15 protein-coding genes and 1 tRNA gene are annotated in these 14,494 nt (G+C 66.7%); 9 read left to right on the top strand and 7 right to left on the bottom strand.

Annotation, left to right across the window (positions count from 1 at the left end; all coding sequences use genetic code 11):
• Positions 1-135: 135 nt before the first annotated feature.
• A complete protein-coding gene (gene glmS / locus KNW02_RS01425; protein ID WP_216031457.1) occupies positions 136-1,953 on the bottom strand; it encodes a glutamine--fructose-6-phosphate transaminase (isomerizing) in 1,818 nt (605 codons plus the stop codon).
• Complete coding sequence (gene glmU, locus KNW02_RS01420) at positions 1,953-3,296, bottom strand: bifunctional UDP-N-acetylglucosamine diphosphorylase/glucosamine-1-phosphate N-acetyltransferase GlmU (protein ID WP_216031456.1); 1,344 nt, start codon at positions 3,294-3,296, stop codon at positions 1,953-1,955. The genes glmS and glmU overlap by 1 nt, the downstream gene beginning before the upstream one ends.
• A gap of 115 nt (positions 3,297-3,411) precedes the next feature.
• Between glmU and KNW02_RS01415 the strand changes: the two genes are divergently transcribed.
• On the top strand, positions 3,412-4,086 hold the full coding sequence (locus KNW02_RS01415) for an HAD-IA family hydrolase (RefSeq protein WP_216031455.1): 675 nt from the start codon (positions 3,412-3,414) through the stop codon (positions 4,084-4,086).
• A gap of 184 nt (positions 4,087-4,270) precedes the next feature.
• Here KNW02_RS01415 and bfr read toward each other — a convergent pair whose 3' ends face one another.
• The gene (gene bfr / locus KNW02_RS01410; protein WP_216031454.1) at positions 4,271-4,756 is read right to left on the bottom strand and encodes a bacterioferritin; all 486 of its coding nucleotides are present in this window, start codon (positions 4,754-4,756) and stop codon (positions 4,271-4,273) included.
• A complete protein-coding gene (locus tag KNW02_RS01405; RefSeq protein ID WP_216031453.1) occupies positions 4,704-4,997 on the bottom strand; it encodes a (2Fe-2S)-binding protein in 294 nt (97 codons plus the stop codon). The genes bfr and KNW02_RS01405 overlap by 53 nt, the downstream gene beginning before the upstream one ends.
• A 127-nt stretch (positions 4,998-5,124) precedes the next feature.
• On the opposite strand from KNW02_RS01405, the gene queA reads away from it, so the two are divergent.
• From queA to KNW02_RS01385, 4 genes are all read left to right on the top strand, one after another.
• Positions 5,125-6,171, top strand: coding sequence for a tRNA preQ1(34) S-adenosylmethionine ribosyltransferase-isomerase QueA (queA, locus tag KNW02_RS01400; protein WP_216031452.1), 1,047 nt, complete (start codon positions 5,125-5,127; stop codon positions 6,169-6,171).
• Between the two features lie 90 nt (positions 6,172-6,261).
• Entirely contained in the window at positions 6,262-7,524 is a 1,263-nt protein-coding gene (locus KNW02_RS01395) for an MFS transporter (protein WP_216031451.1), read from the top strand.
• Positions 7,525-7,605: 81 nt separating this feature from the next.
• Positions 7,606-8,997, top strand: a complete 1,392-nt coding sequence (lpdA, locus tag KNW02_RS01390) for a dihydrolipoyl dehydrogenase (RefSeq protein WP_216031450.1) — start codon at positions 7,606-7,608, stop codon at positions 8,995-8,997.
• A 200-nt stretch (positions 8,998-9,197) separates the two neighbouring features.
• Entirely contained in the window at positions 9,198-9,614 is a 417-nt protein-coding gene (locus tag KNW02_RS01385) for a site-specific integrase (RefSeq protein ID WP_216031449.1), read from the top strand.
• 84 nt (positions 9,615-9,698) lie between these two features.
• On the opposite strand, the gene KNW02_RS01380 is transcribed toward KNW02_RS01385, so the two are convergent.
• Positions 9,699-9,773: transfer RNA gene (locus tag KNW02_RS01380), tRNA-Glu, on the bottom strand.
• Positions 9,774-9,897: 124 nt separating this feature from the next.
• On the bottom strand, positions 9,898-10,845 hold the full coding sequence (locus tag KNW02_RS01375) for an AEC family transporter (protein WP_216031448.1): 948 nt from the start codon (positions 10,843-10,845) through the stop codon (positions 9,898-9,900).
• Between the two features lie 79 nt (positions 10,846-10,924).
• Between KNW02_RS01375 and gatC the strand changes: the two genes are divergently transcribed.
• The 4 genes from gatC to KNW02_RS01355 are packed head-to-tail and all read left to right on the top strand — an operon-like array spanning position 10,925 to position 14,028.
• Positions 10,925-11,212, top strand: coding sequence for an Asp-tRNA(Asn)/Glu-tRNA(Gln) amidotransferase subunit GatC (gene gatC / locus KNW02_RS01370; protein WP_216031447.1), 288 nt, complete (start codon positions 10,925-10,927; stop codon positions 11,210-11,212).
• Entirely contained in the window at positions 11,209-12,693 is a 1,485-nt protein-coding gene (gene gatA / locus KNW02_RS01365) for an Asp-tRNA(Asn)/Glu-tRNA(Gln) amidotransferase subunit GatA (protein WP_216031446.1), read from the top strand. Before gatC ends, gatA begins: the two co-directional genes overlap by 4 nt.
• A 34-nt stretch (positions 12,694-12,727) precedes the next feature.
• Positions 12,728-13,354 carry a hypothetical protein gene (locus KNW02_RS01360; RefSeq protein WP_216031445.1) on the top strand — a complete coding sequence of 209 codons (627 nt, stop codon included), beginning with the start codon at positions 12,728-12,730 and terminating at the stop codon, positions 13,352-13,354.
• The gene (locus KNW02_RS01355; RefSeq protein WP_348524663.1) at positions 13,354-14,028 is read left to right on the top strand and encodes an N-acetylmuramoyl-L-alanine amidase; all 675 of its coding nucleotides are present in this window, start codon (positions 13,354-13,356) and stop codon (positions 14,026-14,028) included. The genes KNW02_RS01360 and KNW02_RS01355 overlap by 1 nt, the downstream gene beginning before the upstream one ends.
• Positions 14,029-14,065: 37 nt before the next feature.
• Here KNW02_RS01355 and KNW02_RS01350 read toward each other — a convergent pair whose 3' ends face one another.
• Positions 14,066-14,485, bottom strand: a complete 420-nt coding sequence (locus tag KNW02_RS01350; protein ID WP_252733328.1) for a c-type cytochrome — start codon at positions 14,483-14,485, stop codon at positions 14,066-14,068.
• Positions 14,486-14,494 lie beyond the last annotated feature (9 nt).

Below are 14,494 nucleotides of genomic sequence, written 5' to 3'. Positions count from 1 at the left end.
ACCTGGAACACATGCTTCGCCAGATCGAGCCCGACCGTGATAATCTCCGACATGACCGTCCTCCCTTGTGGATAATCGCAGACCCTCCTTGGCACATCAATGCCGTCGGGGGGCGGTCACATCATCAGAGCCACCTTACTCCACCGTGACCGATTTTGCCAGGTTGCGGGGCTGGTCGACATCGGTGCCCTTCGCGACCGCTGTATGATAGGCCAGATACTGCATTGGCAAGGCGTAGAGGATCGGCTGGAACGCGCCGCCGCCCGAGGGCAGGCGCAGTGTCGCATGGGCGCCCTCGCCTGCCGCCTCGATCCCTGCGGTATCCGAGACCAGCAGGATCTGGCCGTGCCGCGCCATCACCTCCTGCATATTCGAGATGGTCTTTTCGAACAGCTGGTCATGCGGGGCCAGAACGACCACCGGCACGTCCCGGTCGATCAGCGCGATGGGGCCGTGCTTCAACTCGCCCGAGGCATAGCCCTCGGCATGGATATAGCTGAGTTCCTTCAGCTTCAGCGCCCCCTCGAGCGCCACCGGATAGAGCGCGCCGCGGCCCAGATACAGCACGTCCTGCGCCTGGCTGAGCCAGTCCGACAGCGCCCGGCAGTCATCCGACAGGTTCAGCGCCTGTTGCAGCAGCCCGGGAATGGCGCGCAGGTCGGCCAGATGCGCGGCCAGCGCGGCGTCGTCGATGCGGCCACGGTCCCGCGCGGCCTTCAGCGCCAGGATCGCCAGCACGGCCAACTGGCAGGTGAAGGCCTTGGACGAGGCGACGCTGACCTCGACTCCGGCCAGGGTCGGCAGGGCGATGTCGGCATCGCGGGCAATGGCCGAGGTGCCGACATTGACCAGACCGACCGTGCGGCTGACATGCGCCTTCGCGTAATACAGCGCGGCCAGCGTGTCGGCCGTCTCACCCGACTGGCTGATGGCGATGAACCAGCTTGCCGGCGACAAAGGCGGCTCGCGGTAGCGGAATTCCGAGGCCACGTCGATGTCGCAGGGCAGCCCGGCCAGTTGCTCGAACCAGTATTTCGCCACATGGCCGGCCAGATGCGCGGTGCCGCAGCCGACCAGTGCGATCCGATCGACGCCGGTGAAGTCCATCCCCTCGGGCAGCACGATCCGGTCGCCCTTGACGTAATGGTTCAGCACATCGCCGATCACCACCGGCTGCTCGGCGATCTCCTTGGCCATGAAATGGCGATAGCCGCCCTTGTCGATGGCCGTCGCGCCCACGTCGATGCGGGTCTGGGGACGCTGGGTCTGCCGGCCATCGGCGTCGAAGATCTGAACGCCCGAGCGGGTCAGCACCGCGTGATCGCCATCCTCGAGATAGGTGATCCGGTCGGTGAAGGGCGCCAGCGCCACCGCGTCCGAGCCGATGAACATCTCGCCCTCGCCATGGCCGATGGCCAGCGGGCTGCCCCGGCGCGCGGCGACCATCAGATCGCCCTCGCCCTCGAACAGGAAGGCCAGCGCGAAGGCGCCGCGCAGCCGGGCCAGCGCGGCGCGGGCGGCCTCGAGGGGGCTTCTGCCCTGTTCCATGAAGTCGCCGGCCAGAAGGGCGACCGTCTCGGTATCGGTCTGCGATTCCGGCTGGATGCCGCGGGCGATCAACTCGTCCCGCAATTCGCGGAAATTCTCGATGATGCCGTTATGGACGACGGCGACGCGGCGATGGCGATGGGGATGGGCATTCACCTCGGTCGCGGCGCCATGGGTGGCCCAACGGGTATGGCCGATGCCGGAATGGCCGCGCAGGGGATCGTGAACCAGCCGGTCTGACAGATTGACCAGCTTGCCGACCGCGCGGCGGCGATCCAGCCGGCCTTCGGCATCCACCGTGGCCACGCCGGCGCTGTCATAACCGCGATATTCCAGCCGGCGCAGCGCATCGACCAGTTGCGGCGAGACCTCGTGGCTGCCCAGAATCCCGATGATGCCGCACATCAGCCCTGCTCCTTCCTGAGCCGCAGGGCCTGCATCAGCCGGATCCCCAGCCCCGGCTTGTTGTCCTGCCGTGCCCGGCCGATGGCCAGCGCACCGTCCTCGACATCCCGGGTGATGACCGAGCCCGAGCCGGTGACCGCCTGCGCCCCCACCCGCACCGGCGCGACCAGCATGGTGTCGCTGCCGATGAAGGCGCGGGCGCCGATCTCGGTGCGGTGTTTCATCACGCCGTCATAGTTGCAGGTGACGGTGCCGGCGCCGATATTCGCATGTTCACCGACATGGGCATCGCCCAGATAGGTCAGGTGGCCGACCTTCACGCCCTCGTCCAGAACGGCGTTCTTGATCTCGACGAAATTGCCGACATGGACATCGCCGCCCAGTTCCGCGCCGGGACGCAGCCGGGCGAAGGGGCCGACGGTGGCCCCGGCCGAGACATGACAGCCTTCCAGATGGCAGAAGGGCAAAATCTCGGCGCCCGATTCGACCGTCACGCCGGGGCCGAAAACGACATTGGCGCCGATGATCGCGTCCCGGCCGATGAAGGTATCGAGCGAGAACCAGACCGTGCCCGGATCGGTCAGCGTGACGCCGTTTTCCAGCGCCGCGCGCCTTGCGCGAGCCTGGAAGGCGGCCTCGGCGGCGGCCAGTTCGGCGCGGGTGTTGATGCCCAGCGTTTCCTCCTCGTCGCAGGTCACGACATCGGTGCGGCAGCCCTCGGCCCGGGCCAGTTCGACCAGATCGGTCAGATAATACTCGCCCGCCGCATTCTCATTCGTCAGCCGCACGATCAACTGCCGCAGCAGCGCCGCATCCAGCGCCATGACGCCGGAATTGCACAGGGCGATACGGCGGATGGCGGCGTCGGCATCCTTGTATTCGACGATCCGCTCAAGCCCCTTGCCGCTGACCACCAGCCGGCCATAACGGCCTGGATCCTCGGCCTCGAAGCCCAGCACCACCAGATCGGCGGGGTGGCCGGACAAGGCCGACAGTGTTTCCTCGCCGATGAAGGGGGTGTCGCCATAAAGCACGATGACCTTGCCCTCGAACCCCTCGAGTCCCGGCAGGGCCTGACGGACCGCGTGGCCGGTGCCCAGTTGGTCCCGCTGCAGGACGATCCGGGCCTCGGGCTCCAGCTTGCGGACGGCCCTCTCGACGGCCTCGGCGCCGTGGCCGGCGACGACGATCACCTGTTCGGGTTCGAGGCTACGCGCGGCGGCCAGTGCATGCCCGACCAGCGGCACGCCGCCCAGCCGGTGCAGTACCTTGGGCATGTCCGACTGCATGCGGCTGCCCTGGCCGGCTGCCAGAACGACCACCGCCACCGAAGTTTCCGCCATGCCTGCCCCCATCGCCTGTTCAATTTCGTTGCGAAGCGTTCTAGTCGTGGCGGGCGGCGCTGGAAAGGCCCGGCGCGTTCACCTTTGTTTTCGGATCGTTTCGTTGGGGGCGGGCATGGCGGGCACGGTGGTCTTCGATCTGGACGGTACGCTGGCCGATACCTCGGCCGACCTGATCGCGGCGGCGAATGCCTGTTTCGAGGCGCGCGGGCTGGGCGCGCTGCTGGATCCGGTCGCAGATGCGCTGACCGCCTTTCACGGCGGCCGGGCGATGCTGCGCGCGGGCTATGCCCGGATCGGGTCCGACATCCTGCTGCCGCCGGGCGCCGAGGATCAGGATTACCCACGCCTGCTGGACCATTACGGACGGAACATCGCCCGCCATACCCGGCTTTATCCGGGCGCGGGCGCTGCACTGTCGGCCTTGTCGGCGGACGGGTTCCGGCTGGCGGTCTGCACCAACAAGCCCGAGGCCCTGGCCGAGATCCTGCTGCGCGAACTGGGCGTCCGCGACGCCTTTGCCGCGCTGGTCGGCGCCGATACCCTGCCGGTCCGCAAGCCCGACCCGCGCCCCTATCGGGCGGCGGTCGAGGCCGCAGGCGGTGAGGTGGCGGCCTCGTTCCTGCTGGGCGATACCGAGACCGATCGCAGGACGGCGACCGCCGCCGGTGTCCGGGTGGCGCTGGTCGGGTTCGGGCCTGAAGGTGAGGCGATCGCGCGGCTGGCGCCCGACGCGCTGATCGGCCATTTCGACGAACTGCCCGATCTCGCGCGGCGCTGGCTGCGATAGACGGACAGGGTCGGATTAACCGGAAAATTCGGGCTTCGCGGGCAGCGGCGTTAAGGCTTTGTTAACCGGATATGGTTAACAGGGTCCTTGCGGGGGCGATGAGGCAGCCCCTCGCCAACAAGCGGCGCGCCTTGCCGGTTTCCCAGCTGCCATCGGGAACGGGCGGGGCGCGCCGAAATGGTCATTATTCCGCTTCGCTGGCCGGTTTGGCGTTCAGCTGGCCGTATTTCTCGGCGCCGATCGCGTCATGCAGCCCGATCTGGGTTTCGAGGAAGTCGATATGACCTTCCTCATCCGAGAGCAGTTCCTCGAACAGGATCTTGCTGACGTAATCGCCGACCTTGTCGCAATGCTCGCGCGCCTCGATATAAAGCGTGCGGGCGTCCTGTTCGGCGGCCAGATCGGCCTCGAGTGTTTCCTTGAGGTTCTGTCCGATGCGCAGCGGGTCCAGCTTCTGCAGATTCGGATGACCTTCAAGAAAGATGATTCGCTGGATCAGGCGATCAGCGTGGTTCATTTCCTCGATCGATTCAGCGCGGGACTTGTCGGCGATATGGCCGTAGCCCCAGTCCTGTTGAAGCCGGTAATGCAGCCAGTATTGGCTGACGGCGGTCAGTTCAGACCGCAACGCGGCGTTGAGATACTCTATAACCTTGGCGTCGCCCTTCATCTGGATGGCCTTTCATGCTGTCTGTTTTTGCCCGCAAAATCGGCGGTGCTACTCCCAGACTAGCTGAATGGCGCATGGTGTCCAGAAAGAGCGGCATGCAGCCGCCACAATCGGCACGCTTGCCAAGCGCGTGATATATCTTGCCCGGCGTGATGATCGTGTCGGGATCGGCGGTGCGCATCCAGTCGATGGCCGCGTGAATTTCGTGATCCGAGATCTGGGTGCAGTGACAGACGATCATGCGGGACTCCTGTTGCGCGGAAACTAAGAGAATTTGTCAGAAAAGTAAAGGCGAGTTTTTCGCTTGGTCATCACCGCAGGGCGATGGCGCTTGACGGTGGGGGCGCGGGCGCGCAGAAGCCCGGCCCATGAAGCTGTCCGATTTCGATTTCGACCTGCCCGAGGCGCTGATTGCCACCCGGCCCGCGCGGCCACGCAGCTCGGCGCGCCTGCTGCTGGCCGAGGGCGGCGGGATCGCGGACCGCCGGGTCAGCGACCTGCCGGACATCCTGCGTCCGGGCGATCTGCTGGTACTGAACGACACCAGGGTCATTCCGGCGCGGCTGACCGGGACGCGGACGCGGCAGACCGCACAGGGTGCGGCGGTGGCGAAGATCGAGGTGACGCTGCTGGAGCCCGCGGCCGAAGGATGGACCGCGCTGGCCAAGCCCCTGCGCAAGCTTCGGGCGGGCGAGGTGATCCGCTTCGGCACACGCCTCTCGGCCGAGGTGGCCGAGATCGGCGATGGCGGGCTGCGGCTGGTCTTTGATGCGGCGGGCGAGGCTTTCGATACAGCACTGGCCGAGGTCGGCGCGATGCCGCTGCCGCCCTATATCGCCAGCCTGCGGGCGCCCGACGCGCGGGACCGCGAAGATTACCAGACCGTCTGGGCGAATCGGGCAGGCGCCGTCGCCGCGCCCACGGCCAGCCTGCATTTCGACGCGCCACTGCTGGCGGCGCTGGCGGCGCGCGGGGTCGCGTTCACCCATGTGACGCTGCATGTCGGTGCCGGAACCTTCCTGCCGGTAAAGGTCGAGGACGTGACCACCCACCGGATGCATGCCGAATGGGGCGAGGTAAGCCCCGAGGCCGCATACGCGATCAACCTAGCCAGGGCCGAGGGCCGGCGGGTCATCCCGGTTGGCACGACCGCGCTGCGACTGATCGAATCGGCGGCGACGCCCGACGGGGAAATGCGCCCCTTCGAGGGCACGACCGAGATTTTCATCTATCCCGGTCATCACTTCCGGGTGACCGACGGGCTGATGACCAATTTCCACCTGCCGAAATCGACCCTGCTGATGCTGGTCTCGGCCCTGATGGGCGCTGAAAAGATCAAGGAAATCTATGCCCATGCGGTCACCGAACGCTATCGCTTCTTCAGTTATGGCGACGCGTCGCTTCTGCTACCCTGAGGTCGGTTTCCGGCTGGCATCGCCGCGCGGTCGGGACTAGGGCAAGACTGCTGACCGATCGGTCAGGAACGACGATGAAAGAGGTTCGACATGGCTTCGGTGGTGCGCAGCACTTGGCCGCTGCTTCTGGGCATTCTGCTGCTGATGGTCGGCAACGGCATGCAGGGCACATTGCTGGGGATTCGCGGCGGCATCGAGGGTTTTCCGACCTTCCAGATGTCGGTCGTCATGGCCGCCTATTTCGGCGGCTTCCTGCTGGGCAGCCTGACCGTGCCGAGGATGATCCAGAGCGTGGGTCATGTCCGTGTCTTTGCCGCGCTCGGCTCGCTGATCTCGTCGGTGCTGATTCTCTATGCGGCAGCGCCTGACTGGGTGGTCTGGGCGGCGCTGCGCTTTGTCATCGGCTTTTCCTTCTGCGGCGTCTATATCACCGCCGAAAGCTGGCTGAACGCCAGTGCCACCAACGAGACCCGCGGCCGGGCGCTGTCGGCCTATATGATCGTGCAGATGCTGGGCATCATCGTGGCGCAGTTCCTGCTGAATACCGGCGATCCGGCGGGGTTCCTGCTGTTCATCATCCCCTCGGTGCTGGTGTCGCTGTCCTTCACCCCGATCCTGCTGTCGGCCCAGCCCGCCCCCGCCTTCGAGACCATCAAGCGGATGTCCTTCGGCCGGCTCTACCGCGCCTCGCCCTTGGGATGCATCGGCATCTTCCTGATGGGCGGCGTGTTCTCGGCCCTGTTCGGCATGTCCTCGGTCTGGGGGGCCGAGCGCGGGATGAGCGTCCGCGACATCTCGGTCTTCGTGGCCGCAATCTATATCGGCGGGCTGATGCTGCAATTCCCGATCGGCTGGTTGTCGGACCGGATGGACCGGCGCAAGCTGGTCCTGGCCCTGTCGGTCTTTGGCACGCTGGTCATCGTCGCCACCGTGGTGATGCAGCCGAATATCTGGTGGCTGACGGTGGTCGGCGCGCTGATCGGCGGGGTGGCGAACCCGGTCTATGGCCTGCTGCTGGCCTATACCAACGACTATCTGGACCAGTCCGACATGGCCGCGGCCTCGGCCGGGCTTCTGTTCATCAACGGACTCGGGTCAATGGCCGGCCCGCTGATCACCGGCTGGCTGATGGGGCTGATCGGGCCGGACGGGTTCTGGGTCTATATGGGCGTGCTTCTGGCCATGCTCAGCACCTATGCCGGCTGGCGGATGACGCGGCGCCGGGCACTGAGCGCGCAGGAACAGGGCAACTACGCCGTCGTGACCCCCAGTGCCACGCCGCTGGCGGTCGAGGCGGCGCTGGACGAGGCCCAGTCCGGCAGCGAAACCCCGCCCGCGCCCGCGCAAGGCTGATATGCATCGGGCGGCTTCCTGTTGCCGCCCCCCGGGAAATGGTTTAACGCTGAACTATCTTCAGCAAGCGGGGGGGGACCGATGGCCCAGAATTTCGACATGGTGGTGATCGGCGCGGGACCGGGCGGTTATGTGGCCGCGATCCGGGGCGCGCAACTGGGCCTTAAGGTGGCCTGCATCGAACGCGAGCATCTGGGCGGTATCTGCCTGAACTGGGGCTGCATCCCCACGAAGGCGCTGTTGCGCAGCGCCGAGGTGTTCCATCTGATGGAGCGGGCCAAGGATTTCGGCCTGTCGGCCGACAAGATCGGCTATGATCTGGGCAAGGTCGTCGACCGCTCGCGCGGGGTGGCCAAGCAGCTGTCGGGCGGCATCGGGCACCTGTTCAAGAAGAACAAGGTCACCGTCATCATGGGCGAGGCCAAGCTGACCGGCAAGGGCAAGATCACCGTCAAGACCGACAAGGGCAGCGAAGAGGTGACGGCCAAGAACATCGTCATCGCCACCGGCGCACGCGCCCGCGAACTGCCGGGGCTGGAGCCCGATGGCAAGCTGGTCTGGAACTACAAGCACGCGCTGAAGCCGCCGCATATGCCCAAGAAACTGCTGGTCATCGGCTCGGGCGCCATCGGCATCGAATTCGCCAGCTTCTTCAACACGCTGGGTGCCGATACGACCGTGGTCGAGGTGCTGGACCGGGTGCTTCCGGTCGAGGATGCCGAGATCTCGGCCTTCGCCAAGAAGGCCTTCGTCAAGCAGGGCATGAAGATCATGGAAAAGGCTTCGGTCAAGAAGCTGGACCGCAAGGGCGACAAGGTGACCGCCCATATCGAGGCCGGCGGCAAGACCGAGACGCAGGAATTCGACACCGTGATCTCGGCCGTCGGCATCGTCGGCAATGTCGAGGGGCTGGGTCTCGAAGAGATGGGCGTGAAGGTCGACCGCACCCATATCGTCACCGACGAATACTGCCGTACCGGCGTGGACGGGCTCTTTGCCATCGGCGACGTGGCCGGCGCACCCTGGCTTGCCCACAAGGCCAGCCATGAAGGCGTCATGGTGGCGGAACTGATCGCCGGCGGCCACCCGCATCCGGTCAAGCCGTCCTCGATCGCCGGCTGCACCTATTGCCAGCCGCAGGTCGCCTCGGTCGGCTTTACCGAGGCCAAGGCCAAGGAAGCCGGCTACGAGGTCAAGGTCGGCCGCTTCCCCTTCATCGGCAACGGCAAGGCCATCGCCCTGGGCGAGTCCGAGGGCATGATCAAGACCGTCTTCGACGCCAAGACCGGCGAATTGCTGGGGGCGCATATGGTCGGCGCGGAAGTCACCGAACTGATCCAGGGCTATATCGTCGGCCGCACGCTCGAGACGACCGAGGCGGAGCTGATGGAAACCGTCTTCCCGCACCCGACGCTTTCGGAAATGATGCACGAGGCGGTTCTGGACGCCTACGGCCGCGCGATCCATTTCTGAACAAGCAGGTCAGCAGGACATGGCAACCGGCCCCGGAAGGGCCGGTTGATTTTTTGGGGGCGCTGGCCGGGTATCGTCGAGCGGCACCCGATGCGCGGTAGGGAAACTGGAGCGCGCCAAGTCGAAAGGCTTCCCACCGCAGATACTGCGCAGATTGCCCCTGCACCGAGCACGGGGAGATCGGAACGGTTGAGCCGCTGGTGTTCGATCTGGCGCCCTGCACCGACGCGGCCCGCATCGATCGAGCACCCATCGGCAGGCACAATATTGGCTGTGCGTTGCTCACCTTCGAGAGGCAGAAAGCCGGGGTCATCTGCGACGTTCCACTGACTGCCAAACTGCGGACCGTGATCGCCCGGCCTTCGTTGAACATGCGCTGCAAGCCATACGCGCCCGAGGGCCTTGGCAGACTGTTCAGGAACGCCGCAGTCGCTGTCGGCATGAAGGCGAGGCTTCACGGGCTGCGCCAGGTCTTCTGCGCCTGCCGGGCGGAACAGGGCAAATCGGCGCATCAGGTTGCCGCATTGGCGGGGCACATGACGCTTGGAGAGGTCGAGCGACACACCCGCGCCGCAGACCATCAGCCGATCGTCGGGTTGGTCGTGAAGGGGGGCTGAATTGGGCCGCACCATACCGGTGACTGGAGCACGAACCTTCAACCGCCTGAAAGCGAACGAAAACTCTCGACGGAGATAAGGAAGTGGCAGCCCGTAGGGGAATCGAACCCCTCTTTCCAGGTTGAAAACCTGGCGTCCTAACCGATAGACGAACGGGCCACTCAATCAGCGCGGCCGGTCTGCCCGGCGGCGTGGAGCGGTGTTTAGGCAAAGCCGCTGGCGGGCGCAAGGGGAAAAATCCGGCCGCCGGCCGAAAAGATCCGGGCTTCGGGACCGGCAGCCATCAGCCGGCCAGCCATGCCGCAAGAAGCAGCCACAGAGGCAGGCTCAGCGCCGACAGCACGGTCTGCCAGGTGAAGATATCGGCGTAGAATTCGGCGTCTCCGCCCATCTGCCGGGCCAGAATATAACCGACCGAGGCGCCCGGCGCCGCCGTCGCCAGCAGACCCGAGGCAAGTTGTCCGCCGGACAGACCGAAAGGTATCGCAATGGCCAGAAACAGGGCCGGGCACAAGAGCAGCCGCATCACGACCCCGGCCCACATCGCCGGATCGCTTTGCCAGAGGCGGCGGATCTGGATGCCGGCGCCCACGCTCAGAAGTCCGATCGCCAGCGCCCCCTGCCCCAGCCAGTCCAAGGGCGCCAGCAGCCACGGAGCCAGTTCCATGCCCGAGAGGTTCAGCGCCAGCCCGGCGACGCAGCCCAGCACCAGCGGATTTCGCAGGATCTCGGCCGAGATGCGCCGCAGCGCCTGCCGACGGCTTGGCGGCAGCGCATTCGCATCCTCGGGCGGCAGCAATGTCAGCGCGATGATGGCCGAGATGTTGAAGGCCGGGATCAGGAAGGCAAAGGCCACCGCCAGATCGCTGAGCGCACGTGGCCCAAGCGCCTGTGCGGCCACGGCGAGAATCAGCAGCGAATTGAACCGCATCGCCGCCTGAAACAGCGAGGAGGTCCGCGCGTTGCCCAGCCGCAGCGGCCGTCGCATGGCCAGCGCCAGGGCTCCGGTTGCCGCGAAGGCCAGGGCCAGCGCGGCCAGATAGCGCCCCAAGGCGCCGATCGACAGTTCCGAGCGGTAGATCGACGTCAGCAGGATGGCCGGAAACAGGATCCGAAAGCCCAGCTGCTCGATCCCGGGCCAGTTCTCGGGCGCGATCAGCCGCCAGCGGCGGGCCAGATGACCAAAGGCCACAAGGGCGATGACGGGCAGGATCGACAGCAGCGGCTGCATCGGACCTCCTTGGCGGCGGCGGGCTTCTTGCAGCCTTGCCTGCGGGGTTGTAGACCCGCGCGGAACGAAAGGAAATGTCATGTCGATCACCGAAGACGAGGCCCGCAAGGTCGCCCATCTGGCACGCATCGCGGTCGATGACGCCCAGCTTCCCGCGTTGGCCCGCGAACTGAGCGGCATCCTGCATTTCATGGAACAGCTGAACGAGGTCGATATCGAGGGCGTCGAGCCGATGACCGGCGTGCAGCCGATGCGCCTGAAGCGGCGCGAGGATGTCGTGACTGCGGGCGGCATGCCCGACAAGATCCTGTCGAACGCGCCCGACGCGCGCGAGGGCTTCTTTGCGGTGCCGAAGGTGGTGGAATGAGCGATCTGAACAGACTGACCATCGCCGGGGCCCGCGACGCCCTGACCAGGGGCGAGGTGACCTCGGCCGAACTGACCGATGCCTGCCTGAGCGCCATCGAGGGCGCCTCGGCGCTGAACGCCTTTGTCCACAAGACCCCGGACATGGCGCGCGAGATGGCTGCCGCCGCCGACCGGCGCATCAGGGCGGGCGAAGCCGCGCCGATGACCGGGATCCCGGTCGGCATCAAGGACGTGTTCTGCGTCAGGGGCGTGCCCAGCCAGGCCGCCAGCCGCATCCTCGAAGGCTTCACGCCGGAATATGAATCGACCGTGACCCGGAACCTGTGGGATGCGGGCGCGGTCATGCTGGGCAAGCTGAACATGGACGAATTCGCCATGGGTTCGACCAACGAGGCCAGCTGCTATGGCCGTGCGGTCAACCCGTGGAAGGGCGCCGCCGGCGAGGAGCTGACGCCGGGCGGCTCGTCGGGCGGCTCGGCTGCGGCGGTGGCGGCCGATCTGTGCCTGGCGGCGACCGGCACGGATACCGGCGGCTCGATCCGTCAGCCCGCGGCCTTCACCGGTACGGTCGGCCTGCGTCCGACCTATGGACGGGTCAGCCGCTGGGGCGTGATCGCCTATGCCTCATCCCTGGATCAGGCCGGGCCGATGACCAAGACGGTGCGCGACGCGGCGATCATGCTGGGCGCCATGGCCTCGTGCGATCCGCAGGATTCGACCAGCGCCGACCATCCCGTGCCGGATTACGAATCGCTGCTGAGCGGCGATATCCGCGGCAAGAAGATCGGCATTCCGCGCGAATACCGCATCGACGGCCTGCCGGATGAAATCGCCGCCCTGTGGCAGATTGGCACCGACATGCTGCGCGAGGCCGGGGCCGAGATCGTCGATATCTCGCTGCCGCACACGAAATACGCGCTGCCCGCCTATTACGTCATCGCACCGGCCGAGGCCTCCTCGAACCTTGCCCGTTATGACGGGGTGCGTTACGGGCGCCGGGCGCGGCTCGGTCAGGGCGACGGCATCGTCGAGATGTATGAGAAGACCCGCGCCGAGGGCTTTGGCCCCGAGGTGCAGCGCCGGATCATGATCGGCACCTATGTGCTGTCGGCGGGCTTCTACGACGCCTATTACAACCGCGCACGCAAGGTCCGCGCCCTGATCAAGCGCGATTTCGACCGCGCCCATGCGGATGGCATCGACGCGATCCTGGCGCCGACCACGCCCTCGTCGGCCTTCCCGCTGGGGGCCATGGATCAGGCCGATCCGGTGCAGATGTATCTGCAGGATGTCTTCACGGTGACGTTGAACCTTGCCGGGCTGCCCGGGATTTCGGTTCCGGTCGGTCAGGATCGCAGCGGCCTGCCGCTGGGGCTGCAGCTGATCGGGCGGCCTTTCGAGGAGGGCGAACTGCTCAATCTGGCCTTTGTCCTTGAACGTGCTGCGGGATTTGTGGCCAAGCCGGATCACTGGTGGTAGGCTGCCGCAAAAGAGGTCTGATGACGGAGGCGGGATGCGCGGCTGGATGGTGATATCGGTGCTGGCAGTGGCCGGCTGTGGCGTGAACCAGGGAACGAACCCGAACTATCAGTTCGGTGCCGACCCTTATGGGCAATACCTCGTCGCGCGCGAGGCGGCATTGATGACCAACGCCGAGCCGCCCCGGACCGTGCCGGTCGTCCTGCCCGTCGAGGCGCCCACGCCCGGGCAGATCGCCGGTCGTGCGCCTGTGCCAGTTCCGCGGACCATGGGCGTGAATACCGGTCGTGCGGCCAAGACGGCCGCGGCCCCCGCTGCCGCGTCGACCGGTCAGGCGGCCGCTACGGGCGCCCCGATCGCCATCGTCTCCGACGACATGCTACCCAAGACCGATAGCGGTCCCTATCCGGGTTCGGTCTCGGTGCTGACGCGCTATGCCTATGCGGCCGATCACGACCCGGGAACGGCGATCTGGGGCCGTCCCAAGGCCTCTCCCGCACAGGCCGCGCGCCTCTGCGCCGGCTATCCCAACCCGGATGCGGCGCAGATCGCCTTCCTGTCGGCCGGCGGCCCGCGTCAGGATCCGCGTGGCCTCGACCCCGATGGCGATGGCTACGTCTGCGGCTGGACGCCCGAGCCCTTCCGCCAACCCGAATTGTGATCCGGCCCCATCCGAGCCCGAACCATGGTGATCGCCGCGGCCAGCGCCCGGAACTGATCGTGCTGCACTATACCGGGATGCGCGATGCCGCCTCGGCCCGTGCGCGGCTCTGCGATCCCGAAGCCGAAGTCAGCGCCCATTGGCTGATCGACGAGGACGGGACCGTCGAGGCATTGGTCCCCGAGGATCGCCGCGCCTGGCATGCCGGGGCTGGTGCGTGGCGCGGGCGCGACGACGTGAACTCGCGCAGCATCGGCATCGAACTGGTCAATCCCGGCGACCGCCCGTTCACCTGCCGCCAGATGGACGCCCTCAGCGGCCTTCTGGGCGGGATCATGGCCCGCTGGCGGATCGGCCCCGCCGATGTGATCGGGCATTCCGACATGGCGCCGGGCCGCAAGATCGATCCCGGCCCGCGCTTCGACTGGGAGCGTCTGGGCCGCGAGGGACTGGCCCTGTGGCCCTCTACCGGCACCGAGCATCCACTTGCCGAAAGCCTCGACGCCATCGGCTATCCGGCAGCCGAGCCTGACATCCGCCTCGCCGCCTTCCGCCTGCGCTTTCGCCCCTGGGGGTGCGGCCCGGAAGCCGCCGACGACCGCCGCCAGGCCGCCGCCGTTTCCGAACAGACCCGCCAGTCATTCCCTACCCCCACCGGCGCCCCGGCATCCTGAAGGAAGCGATCAGATCCCGGATCGAGAACTGACCGCACTATTCCGCCGCAGGCACCTGCAATTCCTCGACATATTCCATCAGCGCCACCAGCCGCCGGGGGGTCGGCGTCGGAATGCCATCACCCGAATCGTAAAGCACCGTCTCGCCGTCCAGCAGATCGCCGAACGAGGGCATCGGGGTTTCGCCGCGCCCCATGGTGAACCCGTCGATATGGCTCATGACCCGCGCCTTGGGAAAGACGCCGCCATTCTGCGTGGCAATCACGGTCACATCGACCGGGCGCGGGGTCAGGCCCGCGGCCAGAGGCCCGTCGCCCTTGCCCTGCGCACCATGGCAATCGACGCAAAGCGCCGCGAAATCATACTGCCCGGTCGCCGCCGGGGCCTCGGGCGCACAGGCCGCGACCAATGCCGCCATCGCCGCGCTGCCAAGACCCGCCCAAACCATCGCCCGCATGTCTGCCTC

Origin of the sequence: Paracoccus marinaquae, assembly GCF_018860165.1 — a bacterium.
Taxonomy (GTDB): domain Bacteria; phylum Pseudomonadota; class Alphaproteobacteria; order Rhodobacterales; family Rhodobacteraceae; genus Paracoccus; species Paracoccus marinaquae.
The sequence above is the reverse complement of the archived record's forward strand: the minus strand, read 5'-3'. Positions and strand labels throughout refer to the sequence as shown.